At 66.7% G+C, this 25,240-nt stretch carries 16 protein-coding genes; 3 read left to right on the top strand and 13 right to left on the bottom strand.

All coding sequences use genetic code 11. The features are described from left to right. Nucleotides 1–208 precede the first annotated feature (208 nt). Both phaP and ASD34_RS11705 read left to right on the top strand, forming a co-directional pair. Complete coding sequence (gene phaP, locus ASD34_RS11710) at nt 209–706, top strand: TIGR01841 family phasin (protein WP_056577448.1); 498 nt, start codon at nt 209–211, stop codon at nt 704–706. A 100-nt stretch (nt 707–806) separates the two neighbouring features. Further along, nucleotides 807–2,435, top strand: coding sequence for a peptide chain release factor 3 (locus ASD34_RS11705; RefSeq protein ID WP_056577446.1), 1,629 nt, complete (start codon nt 807–809; stop codon nt 2,433–2,435). Here ASD34_RS11705 and ASD34_RS11700 read toward each other — a convergent pair whose 3' ends face one another. The 3 genes from ASD34_RS11700 to ASD34_RS11690 form a co-directional block, all read right to left on the bottom strand. Then, nucleotides 2,436–3,239, bottom strand: coding sequence for an ABC transporter permease (locus ASD34_RS11700; RefSeq protein ID WP_056577443.1), 804 nt, complete (start codon nt 3,237–3,239; stop codon nt 2,436–2,438). A 1-nt stretch (nt 3,240) separates the two neighbouring features. After that, nucleotides 3,241–4,023, bottom strand: coding sequence for an ABC transporter permease (locus tag ASD34_RS11695; RefSeq protein ID WP_056578030.1), 783 nt, complete (start codon nt 4,021–4,023; stop codon nt 3,241–3,243). Nucleotides 4,024–4,097: 74 nt separating this feature from the next. Then, the gene (locus ASD34_RS11690; protein ID WP_056577440.1) at nt 4,098–5,093 is read right to left on the bottom strand and encodes an ATP-binding cassette domain-containing protein; all 996 of its coding nucleotides are present in this window, start codon (nt 5,091–5,093) and stop codon (nt 4,098–4,100) included. A 96-nt stretch (nt 5,094–5,189) separates the two neighbouring features. Here ASD34_RS11690 and ASD34_RS11685 point away from each other — a divergent pair, with 96 nt between their 5' ends. Continuing rightward, complete coding sequence (locus tag ASD34_RS11685) at nt 5,190–6,023, top strand: HAD-IIB family hydrolase (RefSeq protein ID WP_056577437.1); 834 nt, start codon at nt 5,190–5,192, stop codon at nt 6,021–6,023. Between the two features lie 128 nt (nt 6,024–6,151). Here the strand turns inward: ASD34_RS11685 and ASD34_RS11680 are convergent, their stop codons facing one another. The 10 genes from ASD34_RS11680 to uvrA form a co-directional block, all read right to left on the bottom strand. Next, nucleotides 6,152–7,348 carry a porin gene (locus ASD34_RS11680; protein ID WP_056577434.1) on the bottom strand — a complete coding sequence of 399 codons (1,197 nt, stop codon included), beginning with the start codon at nt 7,346–7,348 and terminating at the stop codon, nt 6,152–6,154. Nucleotides 7,349–7,583: 235 nt separating this feature from the next. Beyond that, entirely contained in the window at nt 7,584–10,793 is a 3,210-nt protein-coding gene (locus ASD34_RS11675) for a type I restriction endonuclease subunit R (protein WP_056577432.1), read from the bottom strand. Between the two features lie 4 nt (nt 10,794–10,797). Further along, a complete protein-coding gene (locus tag ASD34_RS11670) occupies nt 10,798–11,946 on the bottom strand; it encodes a Fic family protein (protein WP_056577430.1) in 1,149 nt (382 codons plus the stop codon). Nucleotides 11,947–12,056: 110 nt separating this feature from the next. Next, nucleotides 12,057–12,980 (bottom strand): DUF4357 domain-containing protein, encoded by a 924-nt coding sequence (locus ASD34_RS11665; protein ID WP_056578028.1) that lies wholly within the window; start codon nt 12,978–12,980, stop codon nt 12,057–12,059. A 46-nt stretch (nt 12,981–13,026) separates the two neighbouring features. Beyond that, a complete protein-coding gene (locus ASD34_RS27090; protein ID WP_082548586.1) occupies nt 13,027–14,277 on the bottom strand; it encodes a restriction endonuclease subunit S in 1,251 nt (416 codons plus the stop codon). Then, entirely contained in the window at nt 14,267–15,826 is a 1,560-nt protein-coding gene (locus tag ASD34_RS11660; protein WP_056577427.1) for a type I restriction-modification system subunit M, read from the bottom strand. The genes ASD34_RS27090 and ASD34_RS11660 overlap by 11 nt, the downstream gene beginning before the upstream one ends. A gap of 91 nt (nt 15,827–15,917) precedes the next feature. Further along, nucleotides 15,918–16,886 (bottom strand): Bug family tripartite tricarboxylate transporter substrate binding protein, encoded by a 969-nt coding sequence (locus tag ASD34_RS11655; protein WP_056578026.1) that lies wholly within the window; start codon nt 16,884–16,886, stop codon nt 15,918–15,920. 109 nt (nt 16,887–16,995) lie between these two features. Next, on the bottom strand, nt 16,996–18,042 hold the full coding sequence (locus ASD34_RS11650; protein WP_056577424.1) for a histone deacetylase family protein: 1,047 nt from the start codon (nt 18,040–18,042) through the stop codon (nt 16,996–16,998). A gap of 34 nt (nt 18,043–18,076) precedes the next feature. Next, nucleotides 18,077–19,126 carry an ornithine cyclodeaminase gene (locus ASD34_RS11645; protein WP_056577421.1) on the bottom strand — a complete coding sequence of 350 codons (1,050 nt, stop codon included), beginning with the start codon at nt 19,124–19,126 and terminating at the stop codon, nt 18,077–18,079. Between the two features lie 117 nt (nt 19,127–19,243). After that, on the bottom strand, nt 19,244–25,075 hold the full coding sequence (gene uvrA, locus ASD34_RS11640) for an excinuclease ABC subunit UvrA (RefSeq protein WP_056577419.1): 5,832 nt from the start codon (nt 25,073–25,075) through the stop codon (nt 19,244–19,246). Nucleotides 25,076–25,240 lie beyond the last annotated feature (165 nt).

The following is a 25,240-nucleotide window of genomic DNA, read 5'->3' as shown; positions in this document are numbered from 1 at the left end:
CCAATCGGCCGGGACATCCCACATCACGGAAAGCGCCTGTGATGGCGTCGCGCGGACCACCCCGGGAAACTCCGCAGGCAAATCGGCGCGCCGAAGGCCCTGAGCCGTACCGGCCCGGCGTATCGTGGCGGCGGGCCCCGGCCACGCGGCCGCTGCCTGCATCCACCCGTTCGATTGTTTTCATCACCGACACAGGAGATTCCGCACCATGGCCACTGCCAAGAAAGCCGCCGCGAAAAAAACCACCGCCAGCAGCGCCGGCGCGAAGCAGGCGGCGCCGTCCGCCGCGGACATGCTCGATCCGATGAAGAACCTCAAGGGCATGGCCGAGCGCCTGCAGAACCTGGACCTCACCGGCAACGCCGGGAAGCTGCTCGACAGCGGCCGCAAGGACCTGCAGGCGCTGATGCAGGCCAACGAGAAGTCCTACCAGGGCCTGCAGTCCGTGGTCCAGCGGCAGACCGAGATGATCAAGAGCGCCATCGCCGAATGGCAGACCGCCGCCAAGGCGATGCCAGGCAAGGACCCGAAGGAAAACCTCGCCAAGCTCGACGAACTCGGCCGCCAGTCGTTCCAGCGCGCGGTCGACGACATCAAGGAGCTGGCCACCCTGGCCGCCAGGTCGCAGGCCGATGCCTTCGACGTGGTGCGCCAGCGCATCCAGGCGAACGTGGACGAAGTCACGAAGCTGCTGCAGCGCAAGTAAGGGCGTGCGCCGGCGCCGGACACCGGGGAAATCCGGGGCCCGGCGGGCGCGGGCGGGGCGGCCTCCTAAAATCGGGGGATTCCCCTGCAGATTGCCCACCTTGTCTTTTCTCGCCGAAACCCGCCGCCGTCGCACCTTCGCGATCATTTCCCACCCTGACGCCGGCAAGACCACGCTGACCGAAAAACTGCTGCTGTTCTCGGGCGCGATCCAGATCGCCGGCTCGGTGAAGGCGCGCAAGGCCTCGCGCCACGCCACCTCCGACTGGATGGAAATCGAGAAGCAGCGCGGCATCTCGGTGGCGTCGTCGGTGATGCAGATGGTGTACCGCGAGCACGTCATCAACCTGCTCGACACGCCCGGCCACAAGGACTTCTCGGAAGACACCTACCGCGTGCTCACGGCCGTCGACTCGGCCCTGATGGTGATCGACGCGGCCAACGGCGTGGAAGCGCAGACGCGCCGGCTGATCGAGGTCTGCCGCCAGCGTGACACGCCCATCATCACCTTCGTCAACAAGATGGACCGTGAGGTGCGCGAGCCGCTGGACATCCTGGACGAGGTGGAGCGCGAACTCGGCATGCCCTGCGTGCCCATGACCTGGCCCGTGGGCCAGGGCAAGAGCTTTCGCGGCATCATGAACCTGCGCACGCAGGCGATGACGGTGTTCGAGTCGGGCAGCGAGCGGCTGCCGCACGACTTCGAGACCATCCCGCTGAGCGAGCGCGACACGCTGGTCAAGCGCTTCGGCGCCGACTTCGAGCACGCCATGGAAAGCATGGAACTGGCCACCGGCGCCTCCCCCACCTGGGACCGCGAGGCCTTCCTGGCCGGCAAGCAGACGCCGGTGTTCTTCGGCTCGGGCGTGAACAACTTCGGCGTGATGGAAGTGCTCGACGCGCTGGTCGACCTGGCGCCCTCGCCGCAGTCGCGCACCAGCACCACGCTGGTCAACCGCCAGCCGGTGGTGAAGGAGATCCAGCCCGAGGACAAGGACTTCGCGGGCGTGGTCTTCAAGGTGCAGGCCAACATGGACGCCAACCACCGCGACCGCATCGCCTTCGTGCGCATGGCCTCGGGCAAGTACACGCCGGGCATGAAGCTCAAGGTGCAGCGCACCGCCAAGGAGCTGCGCCCCACCAGCGTCGTGACCTTCATGAGCCAGCGCCGCGAGGCGGTGGAAGAGGCCTACGCCGGCGACATCGTGGGCTTCACCACGCACGGCGGCGTGCAGCTGGGCGACACCATCACCGACGGCGCGAACCTGCAGTTCACCGGGCTGCCCTTCTTCGCGCCCGAGCTGTTCATGACCGTCATCCTGAAGAACCCGCTGCGCACCAAGCAGCTGCAGCAGGGCCTGGCCCAGCTCGGCGAGGAAGGCGCGATCCAGGTCTTCCGCCCCGAGGTCGGCGGCCCGATGCTGCTGGGCGCGGTCGGCCAACTGCAGTTCGAAGTGGTGCAGCACCGCCTGAAGGCCGAGTACGACGCCGACGTGCGGCTCGAGGGCTGCCAGTACACGGGCGCGCGCTGGATCACGGCCGACACCCCGGCCGAGCTGCGCGAGTTCGTCAACGCCTACCCGGTACGCATGGCCAAGGACGCGGCCGACACGCTGGCCTTCCTGTGCACCTCGCCCTACGACGTGCGGCTGGCGCAGGAGCGTTTTCCGAAGATCCACTTCCATCCGCTGCGCGAGCACGCGGGCTTGGCGCTGCAGAGCGCGGGCTGATCAGCTGCCCGACGAGGTGTAGTGGCGCAGCCCGATGCGCCACGCACCGAACGCCGCCGCGAGGAACACGAAGCCCGCGAGCGGCGACACCCACCCCACCCAGGCCGGCCCGCCCAGCGGGTCGGGCTTGCCCAGAATCGCCAGCACCGGGTAGTACGCCACGCAGGCCAGCGGCACGATGAAAGTCAGCACGCGGCGGAACCACTGCGCATAGAGCGCCAGCGGGTACTGCGCCGCCTGCACGCCACCGTAGGTGAGCACGTTGGCGATCTCCAGGCTCTCGACGGTCCAGAACGACAGCGTGCCTTGCAGCACGAGGATGCCGAGGAACAGCGCGATGCCGCCGGCCATGGCGAACAGCGCGATGCTGACTGTGCTTGGCGTCCACGCGATGTCGGCCTGCACGGTCGCGAAGGCCAGCACGAGCACGCCTTGCAGCAGGCGGCCGAGACGGCTGATGCGCACATCGTGGCCCATGAGCTGCAACGCGAGCGGGCGCGGACGCAGCAGCAACCGGTCGAAAGTGCCGGTGCGCAGGAACTCGGTGCCCAGCACGTCGAAGCCGCGCCCCAGCGCGTCGGCCAGGGCGAACATGCAATTCACCAGGCCGTAGAACAGCGCAACCTCGCCGATGCCCCAGCCCTGCACCTCGCCGAAGCGATGGAACAGCGCCCAGACCGCGACGATCTCGATGCCTGTGCCGAGGAACTGGCCCAGGGTCAGCAGCAAGGCCGATGCGGGGTATCGCGCCTGGCCACTGATCGAGGCGGCCATGAGGCGGAAGAAGAGGGACAGCGTGCCCACCCTAGCCGCCCTGCACCTGGAGGCTGCGCATCGTGCGCTCCATCGTCACCCGCCCGAACGCGACCAGCGCGACGATCCAGACGCACTGCAGGCCCAACCCTGCGAACGCATGCCAGCCGCCGAGCTGCCCGAAGTACAGCCGCGCCGGAATGTCGATCAGCCCCGCCAGCGGCTGCACCAGCAGCGCCGTTTGCCACGCGTCGGGCAGCAGCGCCAGCGGCAACAGGTTGCCGGAGAACACGATGACCACCGGTGTCGCCACCGCCTGGATGCCGCGCTCGTTGAGCGCCGCCGTGGTCGCCACGTTGAGCAGCATCACCATCGCGGTCGAGAGCAGCAGGCCGAGCACCGCCGACAGCAGGAACGCCGCGCCGGCCACGGCGCTCGCGGGCAGTTGCCAGGCCCAGCCGCCCAGCCCCGCCAGCGGCAGCGCGACCGCAGAGAAGGCCGCCATCAGCGCTACGCGCGGCAGCAGACGCGCCGCAATCCATCCCGCCGTGCGCGCGAACCACAGCGCGTAGGCATCCACCGGGCGCAGCCGGTCGTAGGCGACCGCGCCGGTGCGCGCAGCCTGCGCCACTTCGGGGTCGCCGAGCCAGGGCATCAGCACCAGCAGGCCTTGCGCGAGCCACGTGTACGTGATGGCCTGGGCCAGCGACATCGACGAGGCCGCGCCCGCAATGGCGGTGCCGCTGTAGAACGCGGCGAACACCATCACCTTGATGCCGCCCCACCAGCACTGCGTGGCAAAGCCCGCGAGCGCCGCCGTGCGGTACTGCAGCATCTGCAGGAAGCGCGAGACGAACGCCGCGACGTACGGCCGGGCAAGATCGCGCAGGCCCGCGGCTGCCGAGGTGCTCACGCCTCGGCCGCTCCGTGCATGGCGTAGAAGCGCGCGATGACGGCCTCGATCGCGAGGCCTTCGAGGCGGATGTCTTCCACCGCGTGCGCGCCGGCGATGCGGGCGATGAGCGCGGGCGCGGGGGTCTGCTTCGGATCGAAGTCGAGCACCAGCGTCTGGCCGTCGCGCGAATGCACGGTGGCGCCGTCGACCTGCGCGGGCAGCGTGGCGTCCTGCGCGAAGTCGACCACCAGCCGGCGCTCGGCCATCACCTGCGCGCGCAGTGCCTCGACCGGACTGTCGGCCAGCACGCGGCCGTGGCCGATCACGATCACGCGCTGGGCCAGGGCCTCGATGTCGTGCATGTCGTGCGTGGTCAGCAGCACGGTGGTGCCGCGCTCGCGGTTGGCGCGCCGCACGAAGTCGCGCACGGCGAGCTTCGAGGGCGCGTCGAGGCCGATGGTCGGCTCGTCGAGGAACAGGATGTCGGGCTCGTGCAGCAGCGCCGCGGCGATCTCCGCGCGCATGCGCTGGCCCAGCGAGAGCTGGCGCACCGGCTGGTCGAGCACGCGCTCCAGGTGCAGCAGCGCGACCAGCTCGTCGCGCGTCTGGCGGTAGCGCTGCGGGTCGACGCGGTAGATGTCGCGCAGCAGGTCGAAGCCATCGCCCACGGGCAGGTCCCACCACAGCTGCGTGCGCTGGCCGAAGACCACGCCGATGCGCGCGACGTGGCGTTCTCGGTCGGCAAAGGGGTCGCGGCCGTCGACTTCCACGCGCCCGCCGTCGGGCCGCAGGATGCCCGAGAGGATCTTGATGGTGGTCGACTTGCCCGCGCCGTTCGGCCCAATGAAACCCAGCAGCTCGCCGCGCTCCAGCGCGAACGACACGTCCGACAGCGCCTCCACCGTGCGATGGCGCCGCTGCAGCAGGCCGCGCAACGCGCCGCGCAGGCCGGGGTCGCGCTCGGACACGCGATAGGTCTTGCGCAGGTGGTCGACGAGGATGTGAGGCATGGTGGAGCGCCGCGCCGGCCCTCTGCGGGTTCGGCGGGGGCGGGATGCTACACGAAAGCGCCGGTACGATCACGGGCCTTCCCGAGAATCCTGCCCATGTCTTCGCCTCCCCTGCCCGCCTCGCCCCACCACCTGTTGCCGCTCACGCGCTGGCCCGCCGACGCGCGCGCCGCACTGGCCGGCGTGTTCACCGACATCGATGACACGCTCACCACCGACGGCGCGATCACGACCGACGCGCTGAAGGCGCTGGCCGACCTGAAGGCCGCCGGCCTCGCGGTGGTCGCGATCACCGGCCGGCCCGTGGGCTGGAGCCTGCCTTTCGTGAACAGCTGGCCGGTCGATGCGATCGTGGCCGAGAACGGCGCCGTGGCGCTGCGGCCCGCAACGGACGGCCATGGCGGCGGTGTCGAGAAGCGCTACCAGCAGGACGCCGGCACGCGCGCCGCCAACTTCGCGCGCATGCAGGCCGTGCTGGCACGCATCGAGCGCGAGATTCCGGGCGCGGGTCGCGCCACCGACTCGCCCGGGCGCGAGACCGACATCGCGATCGACCACAGCGAGTTCGTGACGCTGGACGACGACACCATCGCGCGCGTCGTCGCGCTGATGCGCGGCGAGGGCATGCACGCCACCGTGAGCAGCATCCACATCAACGGCTGGTACGGCGACAACGACAAGCTCGAAGGCGCGCGCTGGATCGTGCGCGAACTCTGGGGCCGCACGCTCGACGACGAGATGGACCGCTGGGCCTACGTGGGCGACTCCACCAACGACCAGCTGATGTTCCGCAGCTTCGCGCACAGCATCGGCGTGGCGAACGTCGCGCGCTTCGTGCCGCAGCTGGAGCACCTGCCGCGCTACGTGACGCAGGGCGAGCGCGGCGCGGGGTTTGCCGAAGCGGCGCGCGCGGTGCTGTCGGCGCGCTGAGCCATGCCGTCTTCCGGGGGCCGCAGACGAAAAAAAGGCCCGCACGAGGCGGGCCGAATGGACCGGTTGAACGACCCTTGGAGAAACTTGCAGGGGGCGGTCCGCGCAATGCGCGAACCGTCAGAACATCAGAACGTGTGGCGGATGCCGAACTCGTAGCCCATCGAGCTCTTGGCCTGCAGCGCCGTGCGGTTGAACGTGGTGGCGTACGACGGGCCTGCACCCACCGTGAGGCCTGCGCCGTTCTTGTTGCTGACGCGCGCGACCGTGCCGTACAGCGCGGTGCGCTTGGACAGGTTGTGCACGTAGCCCAGCGCCAGCTTGCTGGCCTTCGGGTCGGCATTGTTCACGCCGAACACGGGCACGCGGTTGAAGTCGTACTTGACCTGCGAATACGACGCGCGGATCACGCCCGGGCCGACCGGCACGGTCACGCCCAGCAGGTAGCCGGTGAGGTCCACGTCCTGGCCGGTCGTGAAGATGTTCAGCGCGTTGCGCTCATCCTTCGAACGCGAGACTTCGCCGAACAGCTTGGCCACGCCGAAGTCGTAGGTCGCGCCGAGGTTGAAGGTCTTGATCTTGCCCGGGCGTGCCACGGCGGCGGCACCGCTGCCGGTCGTGAAGCTGGTGTCGTTCTGCGCGTAGCTGGCGGCGATGTCGAACGGACCCGTCGTGTAGCCCAGGCGCCCGCCGATGTGGCGGCCGGTGTTGGTGCTGGCGGCGGTGTCGGGCGACAGGCGCGTCTGCTCGGCCAGGCCATAGGCCACATTGCCGTAGAAGCCACCCAGGCGCGGCAGGAAGTACTGCACCATGTTGCTGGCGCGCTTGTAGGTGCTGTTGCTGCCGTAGCCGCTACCCGACACGCTGGCTTCGTTGGCGTCGATGATCAGCGAGCCGCCGATGCCGGTGTCGCCGAACGGGTCGAACTGTTCTTCGTTCATCACCGTCGCGGTCTTGTCGCGGCCCAGGCGCAGTTCACCGAAGCTGCCTGCCAGGCTCACCGTCGAACGGCGGGTGAAGCTCGACACGCCGGTGGCGCCGTCGTCGTTGGTGATCGGGGCTTCGAGCCAGAAGCTGGCCGACAGGCCGCCGCCCAGGTCTTCCACGCCGCGGAAGCCGAGACGGCTCGAGCTCAGGCCCGAATTCGCCAGCTCGGTGCGGCTGGCCTTCACGCTGTAGCCGGGGCCGAAGGGGTTGGTCGAAACGCTCTTGTTCGCTACGTTGCGGTAGGCGGCATCGACCACGCCGAACAGGGTCACGGTCGATTGCGCCGACGCGGCGCCACAGGCGGCCATGGCAGCCAGAACAAGCAGGGATTTTTTCATTCGTGTCACTCCAGGGATGGGAAAGTCGCTGCACCGACATCGGGCGCGACAGTGGGACGTCCGGGCGATGCCGCCGCGAGACTGGGTCCGAGTTTTCCTTCGCTGGAAGACAAAGGGATTACATAGGGTTAACGCCTAAATTGCAGAGGGACATAGGGGGTGAGTTCGGGACACGCATCGCAAATCGGGGTAGGCGGTGCATGACGATGCGGCGAAGGCCGCAGCGCCGCGCTACTCAGCCCACCATGTCGGTCGCCAGCGCCTCAGCCTGCCGCAACACGAGCTCGACTGCCGCATCCTGCTGATCCGGCGGGTACTTGTACTTGCGCAGGATGCGCTTGACCAGCAAGCGCAGCTTCGCACGCACGCTCTCCCGCTTTTCCCAGTCGACTGTGAGGTTCTGCCGAAGGCTTTCCGTCAGTTCGTGCGCGATTTTCTTCAGCGTCTCATCGGTCAGGTCACGCACCGCTGATTCGTTGTCGATCAACGCAGAGTAGAAGCGCACCTCGCCCTCGGTCAGCCCCAATTTCTCGCCTTGCGACGCGGCTTCGCGAAACTTCCTGGCCATGTCGACCAGCTCCTCCATCACCTGCGCGGTTTCGATGGAGCGGTTCTGGTAGCGCTTGATGACGTTGCCGAGCAGCTCGGAAAATTTTCGGTCCAGCACCACGTTGCCGGCGAAGCGGCTCTTGATTTCGCCTTCCAGCAGGCGCTCCAGCAACTCGACCGCCAGATTGCGCTCCGGCAGGCTGCGGACCTGCGCCAGGAAGGCTTCGTCCAGCAACCCGATGTTCGGTTTCTCGAGCCCCACCGCGTCGAAGATGTCGACCACGCTTTCGGACACCACCGCCGAACCGATGATCTGGCGAATGGCCAATTCGCGCTGCTCGTCGGTGCGCTTCTTCGCCGTGAGCTCCTTCTTCGTCAGGATCACCTTCACGCCTTGCAGGAAGGCCACCTCCTCGCGCACCGCCTTGGCCTCGTCGAGCGTGCAGCACAGCGTGAACGCCTTGCTCATCTCGAGTGCCACGTCGGCAAAACGCTTCTTGCCGTCCTTGATGCCCAGCACATGGTTCGCCGCACCCGCCAGTACCTTGTGCCCCCCGGTTAGAAAACCGCTGTAGTCAAAGCCATGCAGCATCACGCGCAGCACATCGATCTTCTCGGCCAGCACGCTGTAGGCCTCGTGCGCATCCACCGTGGGCCGGCCGCGGCCATTGCTCGCGGTGTAATCCTTCATCGCCGCCTTCAGCTCGTTGCCGATGCCGATGTAGTCGACCACCAGCCCGCCCTGCTTGTTGCTGAACACGCGGTTCACGCGGGCAATCGCCTGCATCAGGTTGTGGCCCTTCATCGGCTTGTCGACGTAGAGCGTGTGCACGCAGGGCGCATCGAAGCCGGTCAGCCACATGTCACGCACGATCACCATCCGCAGCGGATCGGCCGGGTCCTTGAAGCGCTTCTCCAGTCGTTTCTTCACTTGCGGGCTGTAGATGTGCGGGCGCAGCAGCGCTTTGTCGCTGGCTGAGCCGGTCATCACGATCTTGATAGCGCCTTTCTCGGGGTCGGCGTCATGCCAGTCGGGGCGCAGTTTCTTGATCTCGTCGTACAGGTGAACGCAGATGTCGCGGCTCATTGCCACCACCATGGCTTTGCCGTTCTGCGCCTTGTCTCGCTCTTCGAAGTGCGCCACCAAATCTGCAGCGACGCTCGCCACGCGAGGCTCGGCGCCCACCACTTTCTCAAGCGCGGTCCATTTGCTCTTGAGGCGCGACTGATCGCTCTCTTCTTCGTCTTCCGCCAGCTCGTCGACCTCGTCGTCAAGCAGCGCCAGCTCAGATTCTTTCAACCGCAGCCTAGCGAGACGCGACTCGTAGTAGATCGCCACGGTTGCGCCGTCTTCGCGGGCCTGCTGCATGTCGTAGACATGGATGTAGTCGCCGAACACGGCGCGCGTGTCCCGGTCTTCGCCACTCACCGGGGTACCGGTGAAAGCCACGAAGGTGGCGTTGGGCAATGCGTCGCGCAGGTGCTGTGCATAGCCGACCTGATAGCGCTCCACCGTGGCCGCGTTCGTGCCATAGGCAGGCGACGGCGCAAGGGCCACATGGTGCGATGTTGTCAAGCCGTCGCCCGTGGCGATGGCCTTGGTCTCCGCTTGTGCAGCGGGCACCTTGCGCACCTTGAGCTTGGCCTCGAATCCGTACTGCGTGCGATGCGCCTCGTCGGCGATCACCACGATGTTGTGACGGTCCGACAGCACCGGAAAGCTGTCCTCGTCCTCGCCCGGCATGAACTTCTGGATGGTCGCGAACACGATGCCGCCCGAGGGGCGATTCGCCAGCAAGGCACGCAATTGCTGCCGCGTCGTGGCCTGTACCGGCTGTTCGCGCAAAAGATCCTGGGCAAGGCTGAACACGCCGAAGAGCTGCCCATCGAGGTCATTGCGATCGGTGATGACGACGATGGTCGGGTTGGCCATGGCGGGCTCCTGCATCACCCGCGCCGCGAAACACGTCATGGTGATGCTCTTGCCGCTGCCTTGCGTGTGCCACACCACGCCGCCCTTGCCCTGGATGCCCCTTGCGGCGTCGGGTCGTGAAGCCGCGACCACCTGTCCGATGGCCGCGCGCACCGCGTGAAACTGGTGATAGCCCGCAATCTTCTTGACCAGCTCGCCATCGTCTTCGAACAGCACGAAGTAGCGCAAGTAGTCCAGCAGGTACACCGGTGCCAACACGCCGCGCACCAAAGTCTGCAGTTCGTTGAACTCACCGAGCGGGTCGAGCATGAGACCGTCAATGGTGCGCCATGCCATGAAGCGCTCGCCATTGCTCGAGAGGGAGCCTAACAAGGCCTCGGTGCCATCGGAGACGACCAGCAACTCGTTGTACTGGAAGACGTCGGGAATCTGCTCTTTGTACGTCTGGATCTGGTCGTAGGCCTTCCAGACATCGGCGTTCTGGTCGGCGGGGTTCTTGATTTCAAGCAGCACCAGCGGCAGGCCATTGACGAACAGCACGATATCGGGACGGCGCGTGTGGTGCGGTCCTTTGATGCTGAACTGGTTGACCGCTAGCCATTCGTTGCGCTCGATGCGGGCCCAGTCGATCAGCTGCACGAAGTCGCCGCGCGTCTCTCCGTCCTTTTGGTACTGCACCGGCACTCCAGCCACCAGGAGCTTGTGGAACTGGCGATTGGCCGGCAGCAGCACCGGTGTGCCCAGTTCGAGCACCTGCTTGAGCGCGTCGTCCCGCGCCGCTGCGGGCACGCCGGGGTTGAGTCGGTCAATCGCATCGCGCAACCGGCCCGCAAGCACCACCTGCCGGTAGTTGGCCCGCTCTGGGGCAGCGCCGTCGGGTGCCATGTCAGGGCCGTAGCAGTGCGTGTAGCCCACGTCGACCAGCCAGGCGAGGGCTTCTTGTTCCAACTGATCTTCGGTCATGTATTCAACCCGTCAGAAGCGCGATGTACGGCTGGTAGCTGAAGCTGCGATTCGTCTTCTGGCCCGTCAGCTCCGTCACGATGCCCAGGTCTTCCAGCGTCTTCACGGCGGCACTGGCTGTGGGAAAGCTCGTGCCGAGCTTCTGGCGCACCCGCTCGACGGTGAAGCGCGGCATCAGGGGTAGAAGCTCGAACAGGCGATAGCTCGCCGGCCCCGCCTTCGGGGCTTCGAGCAAGCGGCGGCGGTCCGTCGCCACCAGGCTCGCGATGGCAACGATGCCGCGTTCGGCATCCGTGGCCGCCGTGGCCACGCCTTCGAGAAAGAAACTCACCCAGCCCTCCCAGTCGCCGTCCGTGCGTACGGTCGACAGCCGGCGGTAGTACTCCGCCTGGTGCTGCTTCAAGTAGCCGCTGAGATACATCAGCGGCTCGGACAGCAGCGCCCAATGCTCGAGCAGCGCGGCAATCAGCAGCCGACCGATGCGGCCATTGCCGTCCAGGAAGGGGTGGATGGTTTCGAACTGCGCATGCACCAGGGCGATCTTCACCAGCGGCGGCAGAGTGGACGAAGCGTCTCCGTGAATGAACCGCTCCATGTCGGCCAGCAGCCCGGCCACATGCTCCGCCGGCGGCGGCACGAACACGGCGTTGCCCGGTCGCGTGCCACCGATCCAGTTCTGCGAGCGGCGCAGAGCGCCCGGCTGCTTGCCAGTGCCACGCGCACCGTCGAGCAGCAGCCCGTGCGCCTCGGACAAGAGCCGAACGCTGATGGGCAGGCCGGCGGGGTTCCGCAGGTTCTCTTGCACCAACCGGAAGGCGCGCAGGTAGTTGGTGACCTCCTCCACGTCGTCCGTGTTGCGAACGGGAAAGCCGGCTTCCTCGTCGAACAGGTCCGCCAGCGTGGCCTGCGTGCCCTCGATCTGGGACGTGAGGAGCGCCTCCTTGCGAACCGCGCTGTAGAGGAGCCAGTCCACCGAGGGCACCAAGCCCGAAACGCCCGACAGCCGGGCCAATGCCAGTTCGGCGGCGTGATTGAGCGCTACAAACGACTCCGGCGCCAAGGCCGGGTCACGAGGCGGCAGCGGATGCGGCATGAAGGCCTGAACGGCTTCGCCCGAAGTGCTGGAAGTGACGTAGGTGCCCGTGCTGCGCATTGGATGAAAGCATTCTTGAATGGCTGGCCCGGGTATTAAAGCAGTCTTTAATGAATTGGTCAGCTATGAAAGAAGCGTTCAGTCCACGGGACTGCCGAATGTCAGGGGCTCTAACCCAACGCCCCCGAAGCCACGGCCTTCTGGCGTTTCAATTCGTCGAGCGTCTTTCCAGCGGGATCTTTCCATTCGGACCAGCCATTGGAGTTACGGCCCAACACCACGTTCGAAGCGCGACTAGGGGCTTGAAACAACACGTCGCGCTGAAACACATAGGCATCCCCTTCGCGCTTCAACTCCCCTGAGGCGATCAGTCGCTGCCGATCCCTTTCCGTGGATGCAGGAGTACTCGCGACAACATCCATGCGCGCATGTGACCCTTTGAGGACAACCATGCCCTCTTCGGTGTATTGGCCTGTCGCCTCGGCACCCGGACCTTTGCAACGAAAGAGAAGCTGTGGCTCCGGATTCGTCTGCGTCACAGTCGGCGCGCCAACGTTCTGCGGCGCCTCCCGACGAACAGCAAGCGGTTCGAAGATCGGCTGGCCCAAGGTCGAGACCAGCGTGCGGATGGTGTCGAAGATTTCCTGGCAGTCCGCTTCCAGCGAAGGTGGCGTGTGCGGCTTGGACCCAGCATTTCCGTTCTCCACCGAATAGCGCTGGGCCACGTTGGCTTGCTGAATGCTGCACCACTCGAGGTACATCGCATGCGTCTGCGTGAGGCTGTGCGTCAGCGATATCGCGACGAGCGCGCGGTTCCAGAATTCGCGCTTCGGGTCCAGGTCGTGTTCGTTGAGACGCTTGCCCACTGTGCCGGTCTGTCCTGCGTATACGGACAGTTGGTCTTTCTCTTCGTCGTCGCCAATCAGGTAATAGACGCCGACCTGCCGCGATTCGGGCATGAGTAGGAATTCGGAGAGAAGTGGTCGCGGCACTTCGATCATCTGCACGATGCTCGTGGTCAGGGCTGCAACACGGATGCCTCGCGGGTCACCCGCCGGCAGAAAGATCTGAATGGTGCGAGGGCGTTGGCTCATGAGCAAGAACAGTGTTGCGGGTAGATAGCAAGTCAGGCTCGATCAATCAGGCGATCGCGGGCTCAGACAAATCGCGCTCAAAGTCGGGCAAACGCAATTGCCCAGATATCAGACGAGGAAGAAGGCCGTCACGAAGGGATGCAAGAGTTTGAGCTTGCTTCTCGTTTTCTACCAGTCGCTCAAAGATGGCTTCGGCAACTGCCATGAACGCCTCCACAACAGGTTGCGGGGGCACCAGCACGGGAATAGGACGAAATGCCTTTTTGCTGATCTCCATGAACGTCGAACCGTTGGCCCGCGCCTTGATAACTTCCATGTTTTGTCGACACCAGAACAACAGATACAACGGTGGCAACCGTCCTCCAGGCGTCATGGCGATGTAGCCCTGATTGATGGCCAGTGGAACTTCGGTCAATGCGAGATAGCCAATCGGCGCTCGCGACGACAGCAAGAGCGTTCGTCTTGGCAAGAGACCCGAACCGATCTTCGACAAGCCAGCCGGACTGAGCTTCCTCTCGGTGTCGAGTAAGACCGGGGTTGCAAGCCCCGATAGATCTTTCGGAGTCGTCCATGGATGAACACCCTCACGCCAGAAGGTCGAATTCTTGGTATCCGGCGTCGCACCACCCGCAATCGACACGACATCGCCGATGGGCGAAACTGTCCATCCTCTCGGCACCCGACCCAACTCCGATGCATCGAACTCATTCGGAAAAAGTGCCGCGATGGCCTCGTCCATACCGTCAGGTTCGCGACCTTCCATCTTGGCGCGCACGGGATCGAAATCGACAACCCAAGACTTGAACAGTGCTTGGGCGATGGCCTCAAGTGTGGCATTGGTTTCTCGCAGAAGAGCAATCCGATTGTCCAGTGCGGCTAGGACGTTTCCAATTTCAACCTGCTCACTGCGCGGCGGCCACATCACTCGAATCGGATGAACATGATTCCGGTTCAGCGTTGGATTGGCCGAGCCCACATCTAATGCGCTGAGATCTTTCGCATGCGCCAGAAAAAAATAATAGACGAACAACTCCGCATTGCCGTGAAAGTCCTTTACCCAAAGCGTAGTGTCGTGAGGCCAGTAGTCTTCAGAAATGAAATGAACACTCCCAACAACCCCTTTCCGTCCTAGCACCACTCCTGGAGCCTTAGCCATCGCGGTGTCATGTCGACTACCTACCCCTGCAGAGGAAACAACTGGAACTGACCCACTTTTTTGAGTTGCCTTGGTAATGTCGAACCCACGTTGAAGGGTTGCCTGCTCACCGATAGTCGTACTAGACCACTCAGAACTCATACCCCAGTCTCCCCAATTTCTTTCGTATCAACAGATCCAGCTCTCCGCCCTTCGCCATCTGCTCGCCCAGTTTCTCCGCGAGCTTTTGCATCCTTTCAGCAAAGGCTTCATCGTCGTCCTCAATCTCCTCTGCGCCGACGTAGCGCCCCGGCGTGAGCACATGTCCGTGCTGGGAAATTTCTTCGAGCTTCACACTTCGGCAGAAGCCGGCAACGTCTTCATATGCAGGCAACGGCGCATCACCGCGCCATGCGGCAACAGTGTTCGCGACGCGGTCGATCGCCTCATCAGTCAGTTCGCACTGCACGCGGCTGATCATGGTTGCGAGCTTGCGCGCGTCGATGAACAGCACCTCGCCCTTGCGTGCCTTCGCCTTCTTCTTCGTCAGAAACCACAGACACGCCGGAATCTGCGTATTGAAGAAAAGCTGCCCAGGCAACGCAACCATCACTTCAATCACATCCGCCTCGACCATCGCAGCGCGAATCTGCCCTTCATTGTTCTGGCTGCTGCTCATGCTCCCGTTGGCCAGCACAATGCCGGCGCGGCCGGTGTCTGGCTTCATGTGATGCAGCATGTGCTGCAGCCAAGCGTAGTTGGCATTGCCTTGCGGCGGATCGCCATACGCCCAGCGCGCGTCCCCTTCCAGGCTGCCGTGCCACCAGTCACTGATATTGAACGGCGGATTGGCCAGCACGAAATCGGCACGCAAGTCCTTGTGCTGGTCGCGCACGAAGCTGTCGGCAGGCTCCTTGCCCAGATCGAAATCGAGCCCGCGAATGGCCAGGTTCATCGCAGCCAGGCGCCAGGTGGTCGGATTGGCCTCCTGCCCATAGATGGACACGTCGCCACGCTTGCCGCCGTGCGCCTCGATGAACTCTTCGCTCTGCACGAACATGCCGCCCGAACCGCAGCACGGGTCATACACCTTGCCGTGATGCGGCGCGAGCACAGCCACCAAGGTCTTGACGATGCTGCGCGGCGTATAGAACTGCCCGCCTCGCTTGCCTTCGGCATTGGCAAACATGCCGAGAAAATACTCGTACACCTGCCCCAGCACATCGCGGGCCACTGCGGCGTCTTCCCCGAAGCCGATGGTCGACACCAGGTCGATCAGTTCGCCCAGCTTGCCGTCCGGCAGTTGAGCGCGGGCATAGCGCTTGTCGAGGATGTTCTTGAGGCTGGGGTTCTCCGCCTCGATGAGCGTCAGCGCGTCGTCGATGCGCTTGCCGATGTTCGCCTGCTTGGCGGCGGCACGAATGCTCTCCCAGCGGGCGGCTTCGGGCACCCAGAAGACGTTGGCGGCGCGGTAGTAGTCGCGGTCTTCCAGCTCGGCCGCCACATCGGCGGGCGTGGCGTCGGGCAGGTGGTATTCGTCGGCCGGGTCGGCAAAACGCTTGACCAGCTCCGCATTGCGGGCCGCAAACGTGTCGGAGATGTATTTGACGAAGATGAGGCCGAGTACAAGGTGCTTGTACTCGGCGGCATCCATGTTGGCACGCAGCTTGTCCGCTGTGGCCCAAAGGGTTTTCTTGAAGGATTCGATCATCTGGCTGGGCTGTCAGGCTCGCCGGGGGCGCCACGCGCCCTTCCGGGAGGTGGGAGCGTAGCGCAAGAAGACCGACGGCCTTCCCGCGGGCTTACTTCTCCTTCGCCAACCCCAGCTTGTCGATGATCACCTTCTCGCGCACCACCGTGTCCTGCGCGAACTTGGTGTACGTGGCCGAGCTCATGTAGTTGGGGAGCATGTCGTAGCGGCCAAGCGAGGCGACGTAGCTAGGCTCTTCCATCGCCTGCTTGAAGGCGTCGTGCAGCTTCTTCACGACCTCGGGCGGCGTGCCCTTGGGTGCGCCGATGCCGAAGGGTGAGTTCTGCACCACGTCGTAGCCCAGCTCCTTGAGCGTGGGCGCGTCGGGGAACTTGGCCAGGCGCTTGTCGCCCCAGGTGTTGAGCACGCGCAGCTTGCCGGCCTCGACCTGCGGCGCGAAGCCGGTGCTGTCGGCCGCCGCCATGAGCTGGCCACTGACCACGGCCAGCATCAGGTCGGCGCTGCCCTTGTAGGGCACGTGCTGCAGCGTGATGCCGGCCTTCTGCGCGACGATTTCGGTCGTGAGGTGCGGGCTGGTCAGCGTGCCGGTCGAGCCGTAGGTGAGCTTGCCGGGATTGGCCTTGGCGTAGGCGACGAAGTCGGCCCAGGTCTTGAAGGGACTGTCGGCCGGCACGACGATGCCGAAGGCATAGCCGGTGACGTTCAGCACGTAGGTGATGTCCTTGAGCGGGTCCCAGTTGATCTTGGTGGTGTAGCCCAGGCGGAACACGCCCAGCGGAATCTGCGCGACCGTGTAGCCGTCGGGCTGCGCGGTCTGCAGCGCCTGCGCGGGCAGCGTGCCGCCGGCGCCGGGCTTGTTGTCGATGATCACGGGCTGGCCCAGGATCTTGCCGGCGTTGTCGGCCAGCTGCCGCATGGTGATGTCGGTCGGGCCGCCGGCGGGAAAGGCGATCACGAGCTTGATGGGCTTGGCGGGAAAGGCCTGTGCGAACACCGCCAGCGGCGCGGCGAGGCCGCAGGCGGCCAGCGTGGCGGCACGGAGAAGGGAACGGCGAAACAACATGGCGGAAAGGCTCCTGAAGCGTGGATCGAGCCGCGCATTGGGCCCTGCCCCGCCCCATGCAGCAATCGGGGCTCACCCGACTGCTGTCGCCTGCGGAACGCCGCTTTCAGCCCGCGGCCTGCGCGAAGCCTTCGAGAACGTTGACCGCGTTCACGCCCACCTCGGCGACCGCATAGCCGCCCTCGAACACGAACACGGTGGGCAGGCCCGCGCGCGCGAGGTCTTCGCCCATGCGCAGGTAGTCGTCGCTTTGCAGCTTGAAGCCCGAGATCGGGTCGCCCTCGAAGGTGTCGACGCCCAGCGAGACCACGAGCGCACCGGCCTTGACCTTCGCGATGCCGTCAAGCGCGGTCTTGAGCGCCGCACGCCAGGCCGCGAAGCCCGTACCGCGCGGCAGCGGCAGGTTGTGGTTGAAGCCCTCACCCGCGCCCGCGCCGCGCTCGTCGGCGTGGCCCAGGTAATAGGGGTAGTCGGTGAACGGGTCGCCGTGCAGGCTGGCGAAATGCACGTCCCTGCGTTCGTAGAAGATGGCCTGCGTGCCGTTGCCGTGGTGGTAGTCGACATCGAGCACGGCCACGCGTTCGACACCTGCATCGCGCAGCGCCTGCGCGGCCACCGCAGCGTTGTTGACGAAGCAATAGCCGCCGAAGAAGTCGGCGCCCGCATGGTGGCCCGGCGGGCGCGTGAGCGCGAAGGCGCTGCGCTGGCCGCCAATGACGCGCTGCGCCGCCGTCCACGCGCAGGCGGCGCCGTGGCGCGCGGCGGCCCAGCTGCCGGCCGTGAGCGGCGTGCCGGCGTCGAACGCAAAGAGACCCAGGCGCGCGGGAAAGCTCTTCGGCAGCACGTCGGTGCGCATGCCGCGCGTGGGCCAGTACGAAGGCAAGGCATCGCGCGATGCGTTGGTCGGATCGAGCGCCACCCACTCGTCCCACGCGCCGGCGATGAAGTCGAGGTAACGCGGCGCGTGCACCTTTGCCAGCAACGCGTCGTCGAGCGCGTCGGGTGCCTGCAGTGGGCCGAGGCCGCGCCGTTCCAGTTCATGCCTCACATGGTCGACGCGCGCGGGCACCTCGAAGCAGGGCACCAGCTCGCCCCGGAACATTTCGACTTGGCCTTGGTGCAGCGCGTGCTGGTCGTTGTAGATGGTGAGCATGAAACAGCAAAAAGCGTGACGACAGGGCCTGCCATCATGCCGCACGCCGCAGCACCGCCCGGCGCCGCCCCGAGGCCGTGAGGCCGAACAGATCCTTCGGGTCGTCGAGCTCGGGCACCAGCGCGATCTGCCGGCCCACGCCGCGCTCCAGCGCCAGCTGCCGGATACAGCGCAGCGCCGTGTAGTCCTCCAGCGCGAAGCCGACCGAGTCGAACACCGTCACCTGCTCCGGCCGCTCGCGGCCGGGCACTTCGCCCAGCAGCACGCGCCACAGCTCGTGCACCGGGAAGTCGGGCGCCAGCTGCTGGATCTCGCCTTCGATGCGGGTCTGCGGCTCGTACTCGACGAACACGCGCGCGCCGCGCAGCACGTCGGGGTGCAGTTCGGTCTTGCCGGGCGAATCGCCGCCCACGGCGTTGATGTGCATGCCGGGCTCGATCATCTCGGGCGTGAGCACGGTCGCATGGCCTTGGTAGGCGGTGATGGTGGTCACGATGTCGGCGCCGCGCACCGCCTCGGCGGTGGAGCCGGCGCGCACGATCTCCATCGGCGTGCAGGCTGCGAGGTGGCGCACCAGCTTGTCGGTGGCGTGCGGGTCGGTGTCGAACACGCGCACCTGCTGGATGCCCAGCAACGCATGGAAGGCCAGCGCCTGGAACTCGCTCTGCGAGCCGTTGCCGATGATCGCCAGGCTGCGCGCGTCGGGCCGCGCCAGCGCCTTGGCGGCCATGGCCGAGGTGGCGGCCGTGCGCAGCGCGGTGGTGAGCGTGAGTTCGGACAGCAGCACGGGGTAGCCCGTGTCGACCTCGGCCAGCACGCCGAAGGCCATGACCGTGGGCAGGCCGACCTGCGTGTTGTGCGGGTGGCCGTTGACGTACTTGAAGGCGTAGGCGCCGTCGTCGGCCACCGGCATCAGCTCGATCACGCCCAGGTGCGAATGGCTGGCCACGCGCGCCTTCTTGTCGAACTCGCGCCAGCGCAGGAAGTCGTCGCGCAACGCGTCGGCCAGCGTGACGAGGAATTCCGGGACGCCGGTCTCATCCACCAGGCGAACCAGGCTGTGAACATCGATGAAGCGGGTCATGGCATGGCTCCTTGCGTAGCCCGGCACGGCGCTTCATCCCCCCGCATGTTCACTCCACCATGGCTGAGTCAGGATGCGCCTGCGCCAAGGGTTCGAGCCATTGTGCGCCTGCGCGCGTCAACGTGCCAACACGGCCTTCAGCGCGACGCCAGTGTGGGTACCCAATCGCACCACCTCCTCCGGCGGCGCCGCCGCCACGATGCGCCCGCCGGCGTTGCCGCCCTCGGGCCCGAGGTCGAGGATCCAGTCGGCCTCGGCGATCAGGTCGAGGTCGTGCTCGATCACCACCACGCTGTGGCCGCCGTTCACCAGCCGGTGCAGCACGTGGATCAGCTTCTCGACGTCGGCCATGTGCAGGCCCACGGTCGGCTCGTCGAGCACGTACAGCGTGTGCGGCGCCTTCTGGCCGCGGCGCGTGATGTCGTCGCGCACCTTGCTCAGTTCGGTCACCAGCTTGATGCGCTGCGCCTCGCCGCCCGACAGCGTGGGCGACGGCTGCCCCAGCGTGAGGTAGCCCAGGCCCACGTCCTTCAGCAGCTGCAGCGGATGCGCGATGTTGGGCATGCTGGCGAAGAACTCGACGGCCTCGTCGATCTCCATCTTCAGCACGTCGCCGATGCTCTTGCCGCGCCAGCTCACGGCCAGCGTCTCGGGGTTGAAGCGCGCCCCATGGCAGACCTCGCAGGGCACCTTCACGTCGGGCAGGAAGCTCATCTCGATGGTGCGCACGCCCGCGCCGTCGCAGCCCGGGCAGCGGCCTTCGCCGGTGTTGAAGCTGAAGCGCGCCGGACCGTAGCCGCGCGCCTTGGCTTCGAGCGTGTCGGCAAAGAGCTTGCGGATGGTGTCCCAGAAGCCGATGTAGGTCGCCGGGCAGCTGCGCGGCGTCTTGCCGATGGGCGTCTGGTCGACCTCGAGCACGCGGTCGATGACCTCGTAGCCGTCGACGCCGCGGCAGCCGATCCAGGCCGGGCGCTTGCCCGCGGCATCGGCGTCGCGGCCGGCCTTGGTCATGCGCTGCACGACGATGCCCTGCACGCTGGCCAGCAGCACGTCGCGCGCGAGCGTGGACTTGCCCGAGCCGCTGACGCCGGTGACCACCACGAGACGGTGCAGCGGCAGCGTGGCCGTCACGTCCTGCAGGTTGTGCAGGTCGGCGCCGTGCACGGTGAGCCAGTTGCCGCTGTCTTCCGCCTTCGGATCGGGCGAGGGAATCAGGCGGCGCGCCTGCAGCGGGTGCTTGATGGCGTCGCGCAGGTAGCGGCCGGTCTGCGAGTCGCTCGCCTTCTCGATGTCGGCCACCGTGCCCTCGGCCACGAGGCGGCCGCCGCGCTTGCCGGCGCTGGGGCCGATGTCGATGATGTGGTCGGCGCGGCGGATGGTGTCTTCGTCGTGCTCCACCACCACCAGCGTGTTGCCCTTCTCGCCGAGCTTGTGCAGCGCGTTCAGCAGGATCTGGTTGTCGCGCGCATGCAGGCCGATGGTCGGCTCGTCGAGCACGTAGCACACGCCCTGCAGGTTGCTGCCCAGCTGCGCCGCCAGGCGGATGCGCTGCGCCTCGCCGCCCGAGAGCGTGGGCGCGCCACGGTCGAGCGTGAGGTAGCCCAGGCCCACCTCCTCCAGGAATTCGAGGCGGCTCTTGATCTCGGGCACGAGGTCGCGTGCGATCTCGGCTTCGCGGCCGTTGAGCACCAGCCCTTCGAACCACTGGCGCACCTCGGTCACGCTCATGCGCGCGAGCTGCGTGATGCCAATGCCGCCCGAGCCGTCGGCGGCGGTGCCGAAGCCCACGGCGCGCGCGGTGGCGTTCAGGCGCGTGCCTTCGCAGGTCGGGCAGGCCACGTCGGCGAGGTCTTCCACCTCGGGCTCGGCGAAGGTCTGCTCGCGGCCCTTGTTGTCGTCGTCGCGGATCGAATCGTCGAAGACCTTGCGCTGGTCCTTGCTGAGCTTCACGCCCGTGCCCACGCAGTCGGGGCACCAGCCGTGCTTGCTGTTGTAGCTGAACAGGCGCGGGTCGAGCTCGGCATAGCTGGTGCTGCACACCGGGCAGGCGCGCAGCGTGGAGAACACGTGCACACGGCCGATGCCGGCGGCCGACACGCCCGCCGCCATCGCGGCGCGCAGGCCATCGAGTTCGCTCAGCACATGCACCACGCCCTTGCCATGCTCCAGCGCCCTGGTGAGTGCCGCGCGCAGTTCGTTCTCCTGCGAGGGCAGCACGTCGAGGCTGGCCACGGGCAGTTCGATGCTGTGTTCCTTGAACCGGTCGATGCGCGGGAAGCCCGTGGTCGGCAGGAAGTCGCCGTCCACGCGCAGGTGCGTGAAGCCGCGCGGGCGCGCCCAGTCGGCCAGTTCGGTGTACACGCCCTTGCGGTTGCTCACCAGCGGCGCAAGCAGGCCAATGTGCTGGCCCTTGAAGTTGCGCATCAGCTGCGCGGCGATGCTGTCGGGCGTCTGCGGCTGCACGGCCGCACCGTCGTGCACGCAGTGCTGGATGCCCAGCTTCACATACAGCAGGCGCAGGAAGTGCCAGACCTCGGTGGTGGTGCCCACCGTGCTCTTGCGGCCGCCGCGCGAGAGGCGCTGCTCGATGGCCACGGTCGGCGGGATGCCGTACACCGCATCGACCTCGGGACGGCCCGCGGGCTGCACGATGCTGCGCGCATAGGCGTTGAGCGATTCGAGGTAGCGGCGCTGGCCCTCGTTGAAAAGAATGTCGAACGCGAGCGTCGACTTGCCCGAGCCGCTCACGCCTGTCACCACGCTGAACTTGCCGCGTGGAATGTCCACGCTGAGGTTCTTCAGGTTGTGTTCGCGCGCGTTGACGATCTCGATGGCGTGGCTGCCGGGCGCCGTCTTCGCGTTGGCGATGTAGCGCCGCGCGGCGCGCTCGGCCACCTTGTAGGCACCGGGGCCGATGGCGAGTTCGTAGTCGGCCAGCGCCGCGCCGGTGAGCGAGGCGCGGTTCTCGCGCAGCTGCTCGGGCGTGCCCTCGGCCACCACCTGGCCGCCCCCTTCGCCGCCTTCGGGGCCGAGGTCGATGAGCCAGTCGCTGGCGCGGATCACGTCCAGGTTGTGCTCGATGACGATGAGCGAATGGCCCGCGTCGAGCAGCTTGCGCAGCGCGCGCATGAGGCGCGCGATGTCGTCGAAGTGCAGGCCGGTGGTCGGCTCGTCGAACAGGAACAGCGTGCCCTTGCGCGCCACCATCTGGCGGCTCGCGGTCGCGCCCTTGGCGGCCTCGGCCAGGAAGCCCGCGAGCTTCAGGCGCTGCGCCTCGCCGCCCGAGAGCGTGGGCACGGGCTGGCCGAGCTTCACGTAGTCCAGGCCCACGTCGACGATGGGCTGCAGCACGCGCAGCACGTCGCGGTCGGTGTCGAACAGCGCCGCGGCCTCCGCCACGGTGAGCTCCAGGATGTCGGCCACGTTGTAGCCACGGCCCTTGCGCTCGATCTTCACTTCGAGAATCTCGGGGCGGTAGCGCTTGCCGTCGCAGTCGGGGCAGCGCAGGTACACGTCCGACAGGAACTGCATCTCGACGTGCTCGAAGCCCGAGCCGCCGCAGGTCGGGCAGCGCCCGTCGCCGGAGTTGAAGCTGAACTTGCTCGCGGTGTAGCCGCGCTGGCGCGACAGCGCCGCGGTGGCGAAGATTTCGCGGATGGCGTCCCACGCGCCCACGTAGCTGGCGGGGTTGGAGCGCGCGGTCTTGCCGATGGGCGACTGGTCGACGAACACCACATCGCCCAGGTGATCGGCGCCGAGCATGCGGTCGTGCGCGCCCGGCGTTTCGGTGGCCTTGCCGAAGTGGCGCATGAGTGCGGGTGCCAGCACGTCCTGGATCAGCGTCGACTTGCCCGAGCCACTCACGCCGGTCACGCACACGAGGCGCGCGAGCGGAAAGTCGACCGTGATGTTCTTCAGGTTGTGCTCGCGCACGCCTTCGAGGATGAGCCGGTGCGTGTTCTCGCTCACGAGCCGCTTGAAGCCCATGCCGATCTTCTTGCGCCCGCCCAGGTACTGGCCGGTGAGCGTGTCGGCGTCGCGCAGCTGGTCGGTGCCGCCGTCGAACACGATCTGTCCGCCGCGCACGCCGGGGCCCGGGCCCATGTCGATCACGCGGTCGGCGGCGAGCATGACGGCCGGGTCGTGCTCGACCACCACCAGCGTGTTGCCGGCATCGCGCAGGCGCAGCATGGCCTCGGTGATGCGGTTCATGTCGCGCGGGTGCAGGCCGATGCTGGGCTCGTCGAGCACGAACAGCGTGTTGACCAGCGAGGTGCCCAGCGCCGTCGTGAGGTTGATGCGCTGCACCTCGCCACCCGAGAGCGTGCGGCTCTGGCGGTCGAGCGTGAGGTAGCCGATACCCACGTCGTGCAGGTAGCGCAGGCGCGTGGTGATTTCCTCGAACAGCAGCTTCAGCGCCTGCGCCTCGCCTTCGCTCGCGGGGCTGCCGTTGCCGTGGTGCTCCACGCGGTCGAAGAACCTGCGCAGCCGCTCGATGGGCAACAGCATCAGGTCGTGCAGGCACAGGCCGGGCAATGCTTCGAGCTGCGCGCGCGTCCACTTCACGCCGGTCGGCAGGAAGCGCTTGGCGGGTTCGAGCACGGCATCGGCGTCGTCCTTGCTGCCCATGCGCCACAGCAGCGGATCGAGCTTCAGGCGCGCGCCGCTGCAGACGGGGCACGGCGTGTAGCTGCGGTACTTCGACAAGAGCACGCGGATGTGCATCTTGTAGGCCTTGCTCTCCAGGTAGCCGAAAAAGCGGCGCACGCCGTACCACTGCTTGTTCCAGTTGCCTTCCTTGTAGTTGGGCGTGCCCTCGATCACCCAGTGCTTCTGCTCGTCGGTGAGCTTGTTCCAGGGCGTGTCGCGCGGAATGCCGGCCGCTTCGGCGTGGCGCATGAGGTCGTCCTGCGCCTCTTTCCACGCGGGTGTCTGGATGGTCTTGATCGCGCCAGCGCGCAGCGTGAGCTTGTCGTTCGGAATCACGAGCCCCAGGTCGACGCCGATCACGCGGCCGAAGCCGCGGCAGGTGTCGCAGGCGCCCACGGCCGAGTTGAACGAGAACATCGACGGGATGGGGTCGGCGTAGCGGATGTCGCTTTCGGGGCAATGCAGGCCGGTGGAGAACTTCCAGACGTCGGTCGGGGCAGACGTTGCCCCCACGCTCCCCACTTCGTGTGGTTCGCTGCCCCCCGAGGGGGCTGGCCCGCCTTGGGGCGGCCCGGCGGCGGGCCCCTCGGCACCGGTCGCATGCACGGTGACGCGCCCGCTACCGCGCTTGAGCGCCACCTCGATGGCCTCCACCACGCGCGCTCGCTCGGCGCTCGAAATGCGGAAGCGATCGGCCACCACATCGAGCACCTTGCGCGGACCGGTGGGCGTGGCCACCTCGCGCTCGGCCTGCACGCGCGTGAAGCCGCTGGCCGACAGCCACTGCGTCACTTCGTCCGCCGACGTGCCCGCGGGCAGTTCGACCGGGAAGGTGATGACGATGCGCGGGTCGCCCGCCGCCGCCGCGCGCTCGGCGATCTGCGCGTAGATGCTGTCGGGCGAGTCGTGGCGCACCGGCAGCGCGGTCTCGCGGTCGAACAGCTGGGCCGCGCGCGCATAGAGCAGCTTCAGGTGGTCGTTCAGCTCGGTCATCGTGCCGACCGTGGAGCGCGAGGAGCGCACCGGGTTGGTCTGGTCGATGGCGATGGCGGGCGGCACGCCCTCCACCTTGTCGACGGCGGGCTTGTCCATGCGGTCCAGGAACTGGCGCGCGTAAGCGGAGAAGGTCTCCACGTAGCGGCGCTGGCCTTCGGCGTAGAGGGTGTCGAACACCAGGCTCGACTTGCCCGAGCCGCTCGGCCCGGTGACCACGGTCATCTCGCCGGTGCGGATGTCGAGGTCGAGGTTCTGGAGGTTGTGCTGGCGCGCGCCGCGAATCCGGATGGAGCCCTGTGTCATGAGTGCCTTGAGGGGTGGGGCAAACATTCTAGGGAGAGCATCGTGACGCTCCGGCCCACCCCGGCGCATGGGCGGCGCCCGCGCAGGGGTTTGTCCGGATTCGCCTCAAGACACTTTATGAAACAAATGCGACATTTGTTTTCACAATTGTTTGACGAGCCTCCC

Origin of the sequence: Variovorax sp. Root473, from assembly GCF_001426505.1 — a bacterium.
In the GTDB taxonomy this organism is placed as follows: domain Bacteria; phylum Pseudomonadota; class Gammaproteobacteria; order Burkholderiales; family Burkholderiaceae_C; genus Variovorax.
The sequence above is the reverse complement of the archived record's forward strand: the minus strand, read 5'-3'. Positions and strand labels throughout refer to the sequence as shown.